The sequence below is a fragment of the Bacillus sp. 05T31 genome, assembly GCF_056396725.1.
This window is the reverse complement of sequence record NZ_JBFTMA010000158.1, coordinates 1-15955: the sequence shown is the minus strand read 5'-3', so window position 1 is coordinate 15955 and position 15955 is coordinate 1. Positions and strand designations below refer to the sequence as shown.

Here is a 15955-nt window from a genome sequence, read left to right as displayed (position 1 = left end):
CAAGGAGGGTAGCTATCATTCATAGGGACATCGTCTTTAAAGGTTTCATTTATGCAAACAAAACACTTGGAAAGACAATTATAAGAAAGTTGAAAACAAATGATGCACACATTTCTCTAAGGGATCCTATTGAAGATGAGAGATAAGAAATATGTGGAACCTTGTTTACATATTTTATTATAAAGATGTTTCGTTAATGTGGTGTAAATATTAGGTGAAGGTTATGTAATTTTAAAGTTAATGAATAGGAGAGGAAGGATAGCAGAAAATAAAAAAAGAGGCTGAGATTACTCAGCGCTCTTCTTTTCTTCTTTAATAGCTGTCTTTACTTCACCAGTTTTGATCTTGTTACTTTCAGAGAAGCGAAGTAAGTCACCTTCAATGATTTTGTCAGACATGTTCAATTCATTTTGGGCACGATCAATTAATGGTTGAGATTCTTCTTTCGGTAATTGCATAACTTCGCCAGTAGTACGGTCGTAGAATGTACTGTTCGTGTACATGTACTTATCTGTAACGAAGCTACCGTCACGAAGAACAACGAATCCTTTATTKTCTGGTGAGAATACATCATGACCGAATTGAATTTGATTCGTAGAATCTACACCAAGTAAGTTTAGAATTGTTGGCTTAATGTCAATTTCACCAGTTGGTTTTGAAATTGTTTTACCTTCTTTTTGACCTGGAACGTGAATAAACATCGGTGTTTTTTGTAAGTTCATATGGTCAAATGTAGTGATTTCTTCTTTTCCTAAGAACTGTGCCATTGCACGGTTATGGTTTTCAGAAATACCATAGTGATCACCGTAGAATACGATAACTGAGTTGTCGTAAATACCTTCTGCTTTTAGACGCTCAATAAAGTGTTTCATTGCTTCGTCTAAATAGCGAGCAGTTACCATGTAACGGTCAAATACGCCATCACCAGAATTGTATTCATCGATTAATTTCGTACTGTCATCATAAGTGAATGGGTAATGGTTTGTTAAAGTAAGGAAGCGAGTATAGAACGGTTGCTTCACTTCTTTTAACATATCGATAGATTGATCGAAGTATTCGATATCYTTTARTCCCCARTTTAATTTTGTTTCTGGCGTAATYTTGTAGTCAAGYTCGTTGTAGTAACGATCATAACCAAGTGCCGGATACATAATGTTACGGTTCCAGAAYGTTGCGTTATTCGCGTGGAATACTGATGTGTGATATCCTTGCTGACGCAAAATTTCTGGAGTTGCTGTATATTCGTTATTACCGTGTGTAAAGAATACAGCACCACGGTCTAGTGGATACATTGAAGTATCTACTAAGAATTCAGCATCAGACGTTTTACCTTGCCCAGTTTGATGGAAGAAGTTATCGAAGTAATAACTTTCTTTCGCAAATTGGTTTAGGAATGGTGTAACTTCTTGTCCGTTAACTTGCGCACCAATTAAGAATGTTTGTAATGATTCAAGAGAGACAACAATTACGTTTTTCCCTTTTGCAGTACCAAACATATTTGGATCTGGTTTACTTTGTGTTGTTTTCACGTAGTTTTCTGTTTCTTGTAATTTACTACCATCAGCAAACGCTTTTTGTGAACTTGATTTTGCTTGTAAGCCAAGATCGTATGCTTGGTGTACATATAATCCTAAGTTTTTAACAAGCATAACGCGGTCGAATGAACGTGTTAATAGTTCTGGACGCTCAGCTTCTGCAAATCCTAGGTTTACGCAGAAAATAGCAACCGTTGACACGAAGTATAGAGAACGCATCGGACGCGCTACACGTTCTGTCGGTGCAAAATCTTTCTTCTTCTTCAATAGAACGAAGAATACGATAATATCCGCAAATGCAAGGATGATTTTGTAGTTAAATAATTCTTTCACACTAGAACCTAAACTTCCGAAATTAGACGTTTGTCCTAGTACTGGTAAAGTAACGAAGTCGTTGTAGAATCCGTAGAACATTACGTTACCAACAAGAATGAACGTTAAGATAAAGTTAATTCCTAGTGCTATATAGTTACGTTTTTTCCCTTTTGCAAATAATGCAAGACCCACAAACAGTAATGATGCTGCTAATGGACTAATGAATAAAATGAATTCTTGCATGAAAGATTCAAGTTTTAAATCGAAGCTAGTGCGTGTAATGATGTAGGATTTTAGCCATACGGCCAAAGCTACGAATAAAGTRAAACGCACATTTTGAAATTGTGATTTCATGGTTTCTTTCATTCATTTCCACCCTTTCTCTATCAGGCTTGGTCGATTTTGGAGCGAAAAATGTTAAAATAAAAAATACATAGTTTTCTTGGCCATAATTAGAGTTTCTATATTCACCCATATACGACTTTAACTATGCATACCCTTTTTGGTTTCTTGTGCTGCTCATAAGCATAACGTCATTTCTGTATTATACAACAAAATTCATTTCTGAGAAACACTATAACATTTTACATTTTTTGTATGTGATTTGTCACTACCAGAGAAAACTTTAACATTCGTTTATATGCTCGTCAACTAGAAAATATAACAAAAATAGAAAAGAATGTTAAGCGGAATTGAAAGTTTTTTGGTTGAGAAATATGGAATAGAAATCTTTAAGTGGTTGTCTAGAAAACTATTATATGAAGGAAAATATGAAAAAATTAACGAACACTTGTTCTTTTTGGTTTTGTTTGTTACAATGAAATTTCATTGATAGATTATGTGTAATTTTGATGAACTTTTACTGATAACATAACATATTGTAGCTTATTTCTTTTGAAAATAGGGAGGCTTTTGAATGAAACAAAAATTTTCAGTTGAAGCGTTTTGGAAGAAAATAAAACATGTTGCGAAGCAGGCAGGGCAGTCGGTAATCTATGCGAGTTTATTGTTGTTTTACGTGTTGCAAAGACCGGATGTTCCAAAACGAGTGAAAATTATTGTAATCGGAGCACTTGCTTATTTCATTGCACCGATTGATGCCATTCCAGATTTCATTGCTGGAGTCGGTTATACGGATGATTTAGGTGCGTTAATGGCCGCACTATTACAAGCATCGATATACGTAAATGAAGATGTGAAAGATAAGGCACGAGTGAAGTTGGCAGAATGGTTTGGTTCGGATATAGACACATCATTTATCGATCAAAAATTAGATCAATAGGTGAGAACTGTCATAGGATGACAGGGCGAACGTAAGCGAGGAAGTGCATTATGCCATCAGGAAGAACGCATACGAAAATAAACTTAATATCCCTTCCGGTTGTTTTGTTTATGCTCTTTTCGTATGGATTAACAAGTTTTGATTTTTTATTAACTTTTGCAATTGGCTTTTTAGTAGGTACTTCATTTCTAACACCGGATTTAGATACGTACAGTAATGCGTATAATAAATGGGGATTCCTCCGTATTTTTTGGTATCCATATAGGAGCGTAATGCCCCATCGTTCCTTCTTCACACATACGATTATAATTGGTGATATTATTCGTATTGCATACATGTTAATCGTGTTTTCTCCGTTTTTATTCCTATTAAATATAATCGCATTCGGTGGAAATTTAATAGAAATTGCGAAGGAACACGAGGTTGGAATTGTAACGTTTGTAATGGGGATTGTTGTGGCGAGTACGCTCCACATTATAGCGGATAAAGCGAATACGCGCCGAAAGAAAATGATGAGAAAAAAGAAGAAACGTAGAAGATAAAAAAAMCGTCCCAAAAGGTATTTTGGGACGKTTTTTTCTTATTAATAGGTAGGTTATTCTTGTCGTATTTTGTAGTTAAGTCGATATTCMTTGTCGAATCGCCGATAAAATTTCATTTACGATCATGCGACATTAATTTTTGGACAGTTCCTTTTTAATCAAACGTTTGTTTAAAACTAAGCTTTCAGTATCTTAATACCTTTCACGATATTCCAAATGAAGTAGTATAAGCTAATGATTCCGCAAATGCATAAGACGATGATTGCCCCAATTCCAAGTGTTACGTCTGGTTGATCAGATCCGATGCCCATAATTCCTAAAATAACTAATCCAATAAATGAAGCGATGCTTGGAACGATATGTGTCCATAGAGCACGTTTCGCATGTGGTTTCGTTTCAGAATCGCCCACAATCCACACGATAATAGGGAATAAGATAGGTGCAAATAATACACTAAAGTATGATAAAGCTGCTAATATTTTGTTTCCGTTCATATATATCACCTCATAAGTAATGTCCGTTGTTATACTTTTAGTATGCGATAAATTTGGCAACCTTCCTATCGATTAACATTACAAAAACGTGACGCTTTTGTAAGATTTCCTTTTCAAATGATGAAATTTTCGAAAAAATCTTTTTAAATGAAAATTGTTGTGATAAAATTATTGAAAACGTTTTCTTAAACGTTTTGTATTTTTTAGACTTAAAGGTATGATGACCTGGTAGTCTATTGATAAGGTTATATCTTATTTAAAAGGGGATTCTTTAGGGGGAGAGAACAATGAACACATGGACACAAGTTTACGATCCGTTCGGTAACATTTGGATTTCGGCAGCAGTCGCACTTATTCCAATCATCTTTTTTTTCTTAGCTTTAGCGGTTTTCCGCATGAAGGGGTATGTGGCAGGATTTATTACAGTTGTATTAACGATTTTGGTGGCGTTATTTGCGTATAAAATGCCATTCACAATGGCAATGGCAGCGACCGGATACGGTTTCTTATACGGATTATGGCCAATTGCGTGGATTATCATTATGTCAGTATTTTTATATAAAATTTCTGTGAAAACAGGTCAATTTGATGTCATTCGTGCATCTGTATTATCCATTACGAATGACCATCGTTTACTCGTTATTTTAATTGGATTTTCATTTGGAGCATTTTTGGAAGGGGCAGCAGGATTTGGTGCACCAGTAGCGATTACGGCAGCGCTTCTTGCAGGCCTTGGGCTAAATCCTTTATATGCAGCAGGTCTTTGTTTAATCGCAAATACTGCACCAGTAGCGTTCGGAGCGATGGGGATTCCGATTACAGTTGCTGGACAAGTAACAGGCATTGATCCGCATAAAATTGGACAAATGGCTGGGCATCAATTACCGTTCTTATCTTTATTTGTTCCGTTCTTTATCGTATTTTTAATGGATGGCTTTAAAGGAGTAAAACAAACGTGGCCTGCTTTATTTGTAGCGGGTAGTTCATTTGCGATTACACAGTTTATTACAGCGACGTTTTTAGGACCAGAACTTCCGGATATTACGTCAGCGCTTGTAAGTTTAGTAAGTTTATCGCTATTCTTAAAAGTTTGGCAGCCGAAAGAAATTTATCAAACTAAGCAAGCGAATAGTGAAGTAGCAGCAACGACGACGGCGACGGCGACGACATCTATGCCGAAACTAACGGTAGGAAAAGTAGTAAAAGCATGGTCTCCGTTCATTATTTTAACTGTGATGGTAGTCATTTGGAGCCAAAGTTTCTTTAAAGCATTATTCGCTCCGGGCGGCGCTTTAGAAAGTCTCGTATTTAAAGAACTAAAAATGCCAATTCTATCTATTGGATTCGTATTAGGATTCGCATTTATCGCAAACTATTCTGGTCTATCTTCTACATTAGCGTTAGCACTTGCAGGAACTGGCGGACTATTCCCGTTCTTCTCACCATTCTTAGGATGGATTGGCGTATTCTTAACAGGATCAGATACGTCAGCGAACGCACTGTTCTCGAATTTACAAGCAATTACAGCGCAGCAAGTCGGTGTATCTGAAGTGCTTCTTGTTGCAGCAAATACAACTGGCGGTGTAACAGGTAAAATGATTTCTCCGCAATCAATTGCGATTGCTTGTGCGGCAGTTGGACTTGCTGGGAAAGAGTCAGATTTGTTCCGCTTTACATTGAAGCATAGTTTATTCTTCGTTACTATTGTTGGGATTATGACGTATGTGCAGGCTTATTATTTAACTTGGATGATTCCGTAAACAACAAAAGAAATAACCTTTGCATTTTTCAGATTATAGTGTATGATGGGAAAGTATTGAAAATTAAATCAGTGATAAACTAGGGGTGCCTAACGTATGCGTAGGCTGAGAGAGAAGCGTGTGAACTTCTTAACCCTTTGGACCTGATCTGGCTCGTACCAGCGTAGGGAAGTTAACGGCTTTACATAATKATGTCTTTATGAGCCAGGTCCTTATTCTTTTATGGACCTGGCTCTTTTTATTTTGGCATGCGCTGGCCATATCTCGTCCTTGTCACGAACAGGGGGGCAACAAAGGTTATGAAACAGTCTGTTTCAGCTGAGCAAATTGAATTGAAATCGAGTTTACCAGGAAGTAAGAAAGTGTATGTGGATGGAACACGTGAAGGTATGAAAGTACCAATGCGCGAGATTGAACAAAGCGATACGAATGGTGTTCAAAATCCGCCAATCCGTGTGTATGATACGAGTGGACCTTATACAGATCCAGAGTATAAAGTGGAGCTGGAAAAGGGGTTGCAGGCGCCGCGCCACTCTTGGACCTTGGGGCGTGGTGATGTGGAAGCTTATGAAGGACGCGAAATTAAACCTGAGGATGACGGTGTGAAAGTGGCTTCAAAACATACACCTGTTTTCCCGCAAATGGATCGTAAGCCGCTTAGAGCGAAGCAAGGTGCAAATGTTTCGCAAATGCATTATGCGCGTAATGGCATTATTACGTCTGAGATGGAATATGTTGCGATTCGTGAAGGGGTAGAGCCTGAATTTGTTCGTAAAGAGATTGCAGAAGGTCGTGCGATTTTGCCGGCGAACATTAACCATCCTGAAGCGGAACCGATGATAATTGGACGTAATTTTCACGTGAAGGTAAATGCAAATATCGGAAACTCTGCTGTATCGTCTTCTATTGCAGAAGAAGTAGAGAAGATGACGTGGGCGACTCGCTGGGGTGCAGATACGATTATGGATTTATCTACAGGTAAAAACATTCATACAACACGTGAGTGGATTATTCGTAATGCTCCGGTACCAGTTGGAACTGTGCCAATTTATCAAGCGCTTGAAAARGTAAACGGAATTGCAGARGATTTAACGTGGGAAGTATATCGTGATACGTTAATTGAGCAGGCGGAGCAAGGCGTTGATTACTTCACGATTCACGCTGGTGTATTACTTCGTTACATTCCAATTACTGCAAAGCGTATGACAGGTATTGTTTCGCGCGGTGGTTCGATTATGGCGCAGTGGTGTTTATTCCATCATAAAGAAAACTTCCTATATACTCACTTTGAAGAGATTTGTGAAATTATGAAGCAGTACGATGTTTCGTTTTCTCTTGGAGATGGATTACGTCCAGGTTCTATTGCAGATGCAAATGACGAAGCGCAGTTTTCTGAGCTTGAGACACTTGGTGAATTAACAAAAATCGCTTGGAAACATGATGTGCAAGTTATGATTGAAGGACCTGGGCATGTACCGATGCATTTAATTAAAGAAAATATGGAGAAAGAACTTGATATTTGTCAGGGTGCGCCGTTCTATACACTTGGGCCGTTAACGACAGATATTGCACCAGGTTATGATCATATTACTTCAGCGATTGGTGCTGCGATGATCGGCTGGTTTGGAACGGCGATGCTTTGTTATGTAACCCCGAAAGAACATTTAGGTTTACCGAACAAAGATGATGTTCGCGAAGGGGTTATTACGTACAAAATCGCTGCGCATGCAGCCGATCTTGCGAAAGGGCATAAAACGGCTCATCAGCGTGATGATGCACTTTCAAAAGCACGATTTGAATTCCGTTGGCGCGACCAATTTAATTTATCTTTAGATCCTGAACGCGCGATGGAGTACCATGATGAAACGTTGCCAGCAGAAGGGGCGAAAACAGCGCATTTCTGTTCAATGTGTGGCCCAAAGTTTTGTAGTATGAGAATTTCACATGATATTCGTGAATATGCGAAAGAAAATGACTTAGAAACGACAGAAGCAATTGAAAAAGGAATGAAAGAGAAAGCGGTAGAATTCAAAGAAACTGGTAGTCACTTATATCAATAACACGTTACACCTCTTTACTTGATTGATCACACTGTACCTAACTTAAATATAGAAGAAGCCCCCTTTGCTAAGACGGTAGCAAAGGGGGCTTCTGTCGTCTAYCCCGCTATTTGTGGGCAGTAAAACTCCCACCTCAAAATTCGGCTGGAGCAAAGAAGTTAGGTGGGAGATAAACTGCCCGTAAACGCCCGATTGGTGCGGGCTAATAATCAGTGGGGGATGAACACCCACCCACCTTATAAAGTTTCACTTTATAAGGTGAAGAATAATTGTACCCAGTAGTATAAGAGGAATAATGTGACGACTGTTGTGAGTGGGATTACGATGAGAGATACGCTTAAATAATCTTTCCATTTCACTTTAATTTTGTTTTGTCTTAAGATATACATCCAAATGAGGGAAGCTAGTGTACCGATTGGTAATAATAGTGAACCGATGTCACTACCGATGATATTTGCGAGATAGATAGTTTTTAATGTGACTGGATCTAGTCCCATTTCTGTTAATGTGATTGTACCAATCATAAGTGCAGGGTGGTTATTGAAGACGTTAGAGAGGAGGGAAACGAGTCCGCCCATTGCAAAGCTGGCATAGAGTAGATGCTGACTTACAACTGGTTCGAGCCAATGGACAAGCGCCGCTGTTAATCCTGCGTTGTGAAGCCCGTAAATAATTACGTACATAGAGAAGGCGAAAATTAAAATGTGCCACGGTGTCTTTTTCAAAATATCGACTGGGTTTGTTCGTAAGTAGTACCATCTCCAGATGAGAAGAACGAGTGAACCGAGTACGGCAACGATTTCGATTGGAATCGATAAGAAGGATGCAACGAATAGAAGACAGCGCATAAGGAAGACGAAGCCTAATACTTTTAACATGAATTTCGTACGTTTTTGTTTCGTATTAACAGAATTTTGTCCTTTTAACGGATGGAAGTTTTTCGTGAAGAAAATTTCTTCAATATCATATGAAGAAACAGGTAATCTTTCTGGAAGTTTTTTCTTTAAAACTGTATACATGAGCCATGACATAAACAGTAGTCCTAGTGTTGCAGGTACAAACATCATAGCGGTATGCATATAAAGAGTCATGTGGACGATATTTAATGCAATTAAGTTTACAATATTACTTACACCAATTGGTGCACTAGATGCAGTGGCGATTAAAGCACCGCTTAATAAATAAGGGATTTGTTGATGAGGTTTTAATTGAAGGTTTTTCAGAAGTAAAATCAAAATCGGTGTTGTAATTAAAATACTACCGTCGTTATTGAATAAAAGAGTCATAAGAAAACATAATAATTGAATATACCAGTATAAGCGTCGTCCGGAGCCCTTTGCTAAATTTGCAAGTTTTGCTGCGGACCAGTGGAAGAAGCCGAAGCTTTCTAATATAACCGCCATAACGATGGTCGCTAATATCGTTATAGAGGCACCGCCGATTTTACTTATAATGTCCATGACGTCTGGTTTGGATACAAGTCCAGTAATGAGGATAATGCTAGCGCCGACTGCTGCCGGCCATGCTTCATTTATACCACGAGGGCGCCRAAAGATAACAATCATCGTTAAGAAAAATACAATAATAGTAATCCATATTTCAATGCTCATATTTAACCTACCTTTCTATTTTCYCTTGAACAAATGTAGCTTGTCTCAAGTTTATATAGCATTATATTCAAAAGAAAATAAGAAGAACTAGGCATCTACCTTAATCTAGTGAATATGTGTATTTTGAGCAATAAGGCAAGTATAAGGAGTAGTGTAATAACTATTAGGAGAGGAGTCTAATAAATGAGGGGCATTCTATGTGTGAATGCCCCTCATTTACTATTTTCCCTTTAAAAATGTTCGATCTTTTAAGAATAAATTCCAGAAGAAAATAAATCCTGGTAGTAAAATTGCAATCCCGATTGCGTAAAGAATAAGAAGTGCATAGAATGTTTCGACCGTCGTAAAGCTTGTAAATACAGTTACGTCCGGGTAAATGATATAAGGTAAATGGGCGACGCCGTAAGCGTAGCTTGCAAATGCATATTGAGCGACGACAGCTAAAACTGCAATGCGAGGAAAGCCTAGTGTGCCATATTTCTTATTTGTCCACCAAAGGGAAGAGTATCCGATAACAAATAAAATGATAGAGACTGTAAACCATGGGAATTGCTTTATTAGTCCTTGCATAAGCCAGTGTGTTTCAGGGTCCATTACAACGAGAGCGATAATAGCAGTCACGAGCGTTGCAGGACCAAGTATGATGGCATTTCTTCTATAAATTCGGTACGTATCTTCAGAACCTTGTTCCCTAGCAAAATCAGCAAGAAAGAGAGATGATAGAAATAGTTCCGAAGTTAGTCCGAAGAGCATGTAACAATAAATAACAGGACTAGAAAGAAGTTTTCCGTAAAGGAGTACTTCTTTTCCTTCAGACATCGTAATATAGGCACCTTCTGTAACTGGCAGAACGGTAATTAATAGAGCTGGGATTAAGAGCCCGGTAATACCTGAAATAATCCGAAGAAGGTGTTGGTATTTTGGCAGGGAGTAAGCAAATACCATAAATGTACTACGAATCGCAACGAGTACTAAAATTAACATAACTGGTACAAACATAACGGTTGCAAGGGTAAAGGCCGCTTTTGGGAAGAAACCGAGAAAAGCAACGACGACAAAGACAAGAAACGTATTTGTTACTTCCCAAGTTGGTGATAAGTACCGATTAGCAAGCTTGGCAGCAAGCGTCGGGTGTTTAGCGTATACCATGCCCCAAAAACCAGCTCCAAAATCAATAGAYCCTARTATGCTATATACGAAAATAAGAGCCCATAAGATGATGATTGCAATGCTTTCCTCATGCACGAGAATCGCCTCCTTCGTGATGTAAATCATTCTTTAACGGATGTTTCTTAAAGAATGTCCGTAGTACAAAGACTGTTAAAATACCGAGTCCGATATATAAAATGATGAATAAAACAAATAAAGGACCGACGAAATCAGCGCGCGTAGAAGCATCTACCGTGCGTTGCATGCCATAAATTGTCCATGGCTGACGACCACTACAACTAAAAATCCATCCGAATTCAATACCGAGCAACATAACGGGTCCACAGGCGGCAGCTCCCCAAAGAAGCCACTTCGGTAACTCTACTCCTTTTTTTCGGTAAACAAAGTACCAATATAAGAGGGCAATAGCTGCAACTGCAAAGGTAAAGGCAGCRGTGCCRACCATTAAATTGAACAGTGTATGTGTGTAAAATGGTGGCCATGTTTCTTGCGGGAATTCMTTTAGMCCTTTTACAACGGTGTTAGGGTCTAGTCCCACTAATAAGCTAAGCATGTTCGGAATTTCAAGGGCATAGTTTAGTTCAAGTGTGTTAGGGTCCACAACCCCGCCAATCGATAAAGGCGCGTGTGATGTCGTTTCAAACAAAGCTTCAGCAGATGCTAGTTTTTCAGGTGAATGTTTATGTAAGGCAATAGCAGATTCGTGTCCTGAAAGCCACATCGTAGCACCTGTGATAAATGTAACGACAAGCCCTAACAGTAATCCTTTTTTATGGTAAGCAATTTCACGAGCAMTTAAATTTTTCTTTAATAATTTAAATCCAGCGATAGAAGCAATAACAGCTGCTCCAGTTGTATAGGCCGTAATAACGACGTGGAATGCACTTGTGCCAAAGCTCGGATTAAAGAAAGCTTTCCACGGATCAACGTTAAAAACTGAGCCATCTGGATTCATTGAAAAGCCCGCAGGTGTATTCATCCATGTGTTTGCCGATGTAATAAGCACGGCAGATGCAGTGGCGCCAATCATAACGAAAAATAGCGAGATTAATCTCATAACTGGAGGTAGTTTATCGGCCGCATATACGTAAATAGACATGAATAAAGCCTCTAAAAAGAAGGCGAAAATCTCAATTTGAAACGGAACGGAAATAACTTGCCCAACAATTTTGGCGAAACCAGGCCAAAGAAGTGAAATTTGTACACCAACAATTGTTCCAGTTGGAATTGCTACACCGAGAAGGATAGCAAAAGCCTTTGTCCATCTTTTTGCCATAATGGCATAGTCGGAATCTTTCTTCCAGTGATAGAGTATTTCACTTATAAAAATCATTAAAGAAAGCCCGACTCCAAGCGTTGCAAAGATAATGTGGAATGCTAATGAAGAACCAAAAAATGCCCTTGCTAATGTTACGGTATCCATATGTATACTCCTCTTCTTTTTGCCATTATTTTCTGATTGAATTGGAAAATTTATTCAAAAAACTACCAAAAATATATATGTATTTAAAAAATGAGTACGGTAATATAATATTTAAATATTTTAAAAAGAAAGAAATTGATATTTGGTAATATTTTATTTGTTTTTTAGGGCTGAATCTTTTATAATTCTTTATGCGAACGTAAGTTCTATTTCCAGGATGAAGAAGTTTATGTGAAATGGAGAGGGTGTTTTATGTATCCTGAAGTCATTAAAAAGATGGCATTTTCAAGAGAGCATAGAGATTTATTATTAAAGTTGTATAATAAAGAAATTACGCGTCGTGAATATGATCGACTTGTGGAATCGCTATATAGACCTTCTAAAGAGGCTTGCGAAGGATAAGGTGGGAGAGACAATCTAAAGGATTGTCTTTTTTATATTTGCGTATGTTCTGGTAAAATTAAGGTTAGCCTTAAAAGGAGGTGAAAAGCTTGCGAAAACGTTTATATATAGGGATTGGGGTTATTCTCTTAATCGCTTTAGGTGGAGTTGTATTTTGGTCAGCTTTACAAGGAAATCGTACCGAGCATTTTATTTTACGACATATGGTGAATGAAAATGGAACACTTGCAACGTATCGCTTAGAGGATACAAAGGCAGGTAAGGGTGAAGCGAAGGGCCGTGAAGCTTTATCAGAATCTGCAGGGTTATGGCTACAATATACACTTGATAAAGATGATCAAGCTTTATTTGATGAACAATTCTGTACTTCGTTATAATAAAAAAGGTAATTATTACGTTGATTATTACGATGCAGATACAGGGAAACAAAATAACTTTGCAACAACATCTTACATAAATCCGCATGCATTCTCTTATATGAAAAAGCATGGAAAAATTTCTGCACAGCAGTATCAGGAAGTTGTTCAGTTTTTAGCGGATTATCCAAGGCAGGGCTGGGCATTCCCGAAAGAGTATAAAGATGATGGGACATTTACGTACGATAAAGAAGTGAATCTTATTGATCAATCATACGTTGCTTATCATCGTAGTTTAGGCGGTCTTTCATCAGATGCTTATTTGGAATTTATAAAGAAGAAATTTCGCGAAGACGRAAAGTTATATGGTCGTTATAACTTAGAAACGGGAAAACAAGCTGTGAACTATGAATCACCAGCATCTTACGGATTAACAATTTTGTACGTACTACAAACAGGTGATAYAAAGTTTGCGAAGGAATTGTATGAGCGGATGAATACATTCCGAAATGATAATGTATTTAGTAGATATTATGGTGGATATGTAACAGGTGAGAATAATAATACACATATTTTCGATAACGTATTGCCGCTTTTAGCGGAAATGGAATTGGATAAGAGTAAAAAATAAAAGGTACCACCCTATGGGGATGGTACCTTTTATTTGTGTCGTTATTTGTTTGTAAAGCGATATAATTTTACGCCCTAATATTGGAGAAGTAATCAATCACGAATTCACGAAATTGCTGGGCGGTGTTTGATAAATAGCGCTTCTTCGACCAACTTAAGCCGATAGTTCGTTCGCAATTAGGTTCAATAATACGTAACTTATTTGATGCTAAAGTAGAGTTTTTTAATAAAGTTAAACTTGGGACAAAGGCGATGCCAAGACCTTGCTTAATGAGATCGCTAATCACGGTTGGTTCATCTACTTCAAAAGCGATATGTGGAGTGAAACCAGCTTTTTTACAAAATTCATCTGTTAAGTGCCGAAATCCGTAACCRGTGTTCATACTAATAAACGATTCGTCTTTTACTTCATGCAAATAGATACTTTCGCGGTTTGATAACCGATGTCCTGAAGGAACAGCTAAGAAAATTTCTTCTGTGATAAGTGGTTCCCAAACCATTTCCTCGCCTTCAATTGGTACAGAGGAGATACAAAAATCAATTTCCATATTATCTAGTTGCCGTTTCATAGAAGGAGTAGATGCGAGAAATTGTTGGAATCGAACGTTAGGGTGTTCTAGTAAAAAAGAACCGAGTAACTCGGGTAATATTCTTGGAATAGAAACTGCAAGTGTAATAGAGCCTTGTTGTAATTCAGCTAAATCTTTAATTTCGCGTTCCCCTTCACTTAATTCATGAAAAATGCGTTCTACTCGTTTTAAAAATACTTTGCCGAAAGAGTTTAATGTAATCTGTCGACCTTGGCGATCAAATAAGGGGACGCCTAAGTCCTTTTCTAGTCTAGCGATTGTTTTACTGAGTGAAGGCTGCGCGATATGCAATTCTTCAGCTGCTTTTGTCATATGTTCTAGTCGTGCGACTGTCTGAAAGTATTTTAATTGAAGAAGTTCCACTTCGAATCTCCTTTCTATAGACCAAAAGGAATGAATTGATAATTAAAGATGTATTATACAGTATGGAAAGTGACGTGTATAGTAAATCTGTTAAACCATTCGAAGGGTGTTAAATTAGGAGAAGGAGTATGTTTCATGAAGGGTAACTAACTGTTACGATTTATTTAACCAATTATAACTAAAGTTAATTAAATATATCAGTAAGCCCTGTTAGTCAAGTGATTGGCTAGTAGTGAGGGTTAAYTGCGGGCAATCCCTAAAGCTGATTGAACTACAACRTRGCTAGAAATGGTGAGCGTGAATGTTGCGAAAGCAGAAAAAATCAATCAGATGGTGCAAGGTTAAATCCTAAACACTAGAGCAATGGGTCTTCCGCCTCGAATCGTCTAAGTCAAAATTGATAAGATGAACGTTCAACGACTATCTCGTATAACTGACGAGAGTACATCACAAGCCTATGGTGATGGAAAAATCCTCTATCTCTAAAGAGATAAACATATAGTCTGCGCTCATGTGAAAACATGAGAAGTTCATAAGAGAACTGGCTAAGGAATTGCGCTCTTAGTTGAACGAGATAAATTTTATTGAATCTATCAAACTTCATTGAAAATATCGAACGTACGTGCTATGTTAGGTTCAATGAGGCGAGAATAATAATGAAATTTTCACGAGTTAGTCAAGTATCAGAATTAACAGGTTTGCATCCGAGTAGTCTAAGGAGAATGCTGGTGGAACACGCTACTATTCAGAAGAACAAATCTTTCCTTAAAGGAGTTAAATTCTGATGATATTGGCGAAGAAAGTCAGACTRATTCCAACGCCTGAACAAGAAAAAGTGCTTAGAAACCATGCTGGTGCTGCAAGATTCGCTTATAACTATTGTAAAAGAATGAGTGATAGATAYTATAAGCTATTTGGAAAATCTGTTTCACAGTTAGCTTTACAGAAACGATTTACAAAGATCAAGAAGCGAAAGAGATATGAGTGGTTACATGACATCAACGCACAAGTTCCCAAACAGGCTTCAAAAGATTTTGATAAGGCGAGAAAACATTCGTTCAAAAAGTACAAAAATGGTTATCACACTTCTTATAAATCCAAAAAAGATTTAATCCAAGGATTTTATGCCAATTATGAAAGGCTGATTATAGGAAAGAAAGTAGTTCATATTCAGTCCATTGGAGAAGTGAAAACAAGCCAACAACTACCAAGAAACAAAAAACCATCCAATCCAAGAGTGACCTTTGATGGGCGTCACTGGTGGATTAGTGTAGGGTTCCAAGAAGAYTTTGAATCACAAGAACTAACMAATGAGTCGATTGGTRTGGATGTTGGTTTAAAAGAGCTGTTTGTAGCTTCTAATGGTACGAAAGAACGAAATATAAACAAAGATGCCAAGGTTAAAAAACTTTTGAGAAGGAAA

General features: G+C 37.8%; 12 protein-coding genes, 1 pseudogene and 1 riboswitch. Of the genes and pseudogenes, 7 read left to right on the top strand and 6 right to left on the bottom strand.

Features of this window, described 5'->3' with window-relative positions; translation table 11 throughout:
- Positions 1-287: 287 nt before the first annotated feature.
- The gene (locus tag AC1DJR_RS12165) at positions 288-2216 is read right to left on the bottom strand and encodes an LTA synthase family protein (protein ID WP_477002703.1); all 1929 of its coding nucleotides are present in this window, start codon (positions 2214-2216) and stop codon (positions 288-290) included.
- A 550-nt stretch (positions 2217-2766) separates the two neighbouring features.
- Here AC1DJR_RS12165 and AC1DJR_RS12160 point away from each other — a divergent pair.
- Together AC1DJR_RS12160 and AC1DJR_RS12155 are read left to right on the top strand one after the other, a co-directional pair.
- Positions 2767-3132, top strand: coding sequence for a YkvA family protein (locus tag AC1DJR_RS12160; RefSeq protein ID WP_002016186.1), 366 nt, complete (start codon positions 2767-2769; stop codon positions 3130-3132).
- 50 nt (positions 3133-3182) lie between these two features.
- On the top strand, positions 3183-3674 hold the full coding sequence (locus AC1DJR_RS12155) for a metal-binding protein (RefSeq protein ID WP_429688006.1): 492 nt from the start codon (positions 3183-3185) through the stop codon (positions 3672-3674).
- A 176-nt stretch (positions 3675-3850) separates the two neighbouring features.
- On the opposite strand, the gene AC1DJR_RS12150 is transcribed toward AC1DJR_RS12155, so the two are convergent.
- Complete coding sequence (locus tag AC1DJR_RS12150) at positions 3851-4168, bottom strand: magnetosome magnetite crystal formation protein family (RefSeq protein WP_002167374.1); 318 nt, start codon at positions 4166-4168, stop codon at positions 3851-3853.
- Positions 4169-4455: 287 nt separating this feature from the next.
- On the opposite strand from AC1DJR_RS12150, the gene AC1DJR_RS12145 reads away from it, so the two are divergent.
- Together AC1DJR_RS12145 and thiC are read left to right on the top strand one after the other, a co-directional pair.
- Complete coding sequence (locus AC1DJR_RS12145; protein ID WP_477002702.1) at positions 4456-5928, top strand: lactate permease LctP family transporter; 1473 nt, start codon at positions 4456-4458, stop codon at positions 5926-5928.
- Between the two features lie 71 nt (positions 5929-5999).
- A riboswitch (TPP riboswitch) is annotated at positions 6000-6115 on the top strand.
- 112 nt (positions 6116-6227) lie between these two features.
- Positions 6228-7988: a phosphomethylpyrimidine synthase ThiC gene (gene thiC, locus AC1DJR_RS12140; RefSeq protein ID WP_002068339.1), complete on the top strand. Its 1761-nt coding sequence runs from the start codon at positions 6228-6230 to the stop codon at positions 7986-7988.
- A gap of 251 nt (positions 7989-8239) precedes the next feature.
- Here thiC and AC1DJR_RS12135 read toward each other — a convergent pair whose 3' ends face one another.
- The 3 genes from AC1DJR_RS12135 to cydA form a co-directional block, all read right to left on the bottom strand.
- Entirely contained in the window at positions 8240-9598 is a 1359-nt protein-coding gene (locus AC1DJR_RS12135; RefSeq protein WP_477002701.1) for an arsenic transporter, read from the bottom strand.
- 219 nt (positions 9599-9817) lie between these two features.
- Entirely contained in the window at positions 9818-10843 is a 1026-nt protein-coding gene (locus AC1DJR_RS12130; protein WP_060749232.1) for a cytochrome d ubiquinol oxidase subunit II, read from the bottom strand.
- Complete coding sequence (cydA, locus tag AC1DJR_RS12125; protein WP_477002700.1) at positions 10836-12191, bottom strand: cytochrome ubiquinol oxidase subunit I; 1356 nt, start codon at positions 12189-12191, stop codon at positions 10836-10838. The genes AC1DJR_RS12130 and cydA overlap by 8 nt, the downstream gene beginning before the upstream one ends.
- Positions 12192-12443: 252 nt before the next feature.
- Here cydA and AC1DJR_RS12120 point away from each other — a divergent pair, with 252 nt between their 5' ends.
- The gene (locus AC1DJR_RS12120; protein WP_002016173.1) at positions 12444-12593 is read left to right on the top strand and encodes a hypothetical protein; all 150 of its coding nucleotides are present in this window, start codon (positions 12444-12446) and stop codon (positions 12591-12593) included.
- A gap of 89 nt (positions 12594-12682) precedes the next feature.
- Positions 12683-13580, top strand: a pseudogene (locus AC1DJR_RS12115) (transcriptional regulator).
- 67 nt (positions 13581-13647) lie between these two features.
- Here the strand turns inward: AC1DJR_RS12115 and AC1DJR_RS12110 are convergent.
- Positions 13648-14532 carry a LysR family transcriptional regulator gene (locus AC1DJR_RS12110; RefSeq protein ID WP_002129960.1) on the bottom strand — a complete coding sequence of 295 codons (885 nt, stop codon included), beginning with the start codon at positions 14530-14532 and terminating at the stop codon, positions 13648-13650.
- A gap of 784 nt (positions 14533-15316) precedes the next feature.
- Here AC1DJR_RS12110 and AC1DJR_RS12105 point away from each other — a divergent pair.
- On the top strand, positions 15317-15955 hold a 639-nt coding region (locus AC1DJR_RS12105), incomplete at its 3' end, for an RNA-guided endonuclease InsQ/TnpB family protein (RefSeq protein WP_477002699.1).

Excerpts from the sequence above, each read along its gene's own strand:
- AC1DJR_RS12160 (WP_002016186.1), top strand. The coding sequence starts at position 2,767 with ATGAAACAAAAATTTTCAGTTGAAGCGTTTTGGAAGAAAATAAAACAT.
- AC1DJR_RS12155 (WP_429688006.1), top strand. The coding sequence starts at position 3,183 with ATGCCATCAGGAAGAACGCATACGAAAATAAACTTAATATCCCTTCCG.
- AC1DJR_RS12150 (WP_002167374.1), bottom strand. The coding sequence starts at position 4,168 with ATGAACGGAAACAAAATATTAGCAGCTTTATCATACTTTAGTGTATTA.
- AC1DJR_RS12145 (WP_477002702.1), top strand. The coding sequence starts at position 4,456 with ATGAACACATGGACACAAGTTTACGATCCGTTCGGTAACATTTGGATT.
- AC1DJR_RS12120 (WP_002016173.1), top strand. The coding sequence starts at position 12,444 with ATGTATCCTGAAGTCATTAAAAAGATGGCATTTTCAAGAGAGCATAGA.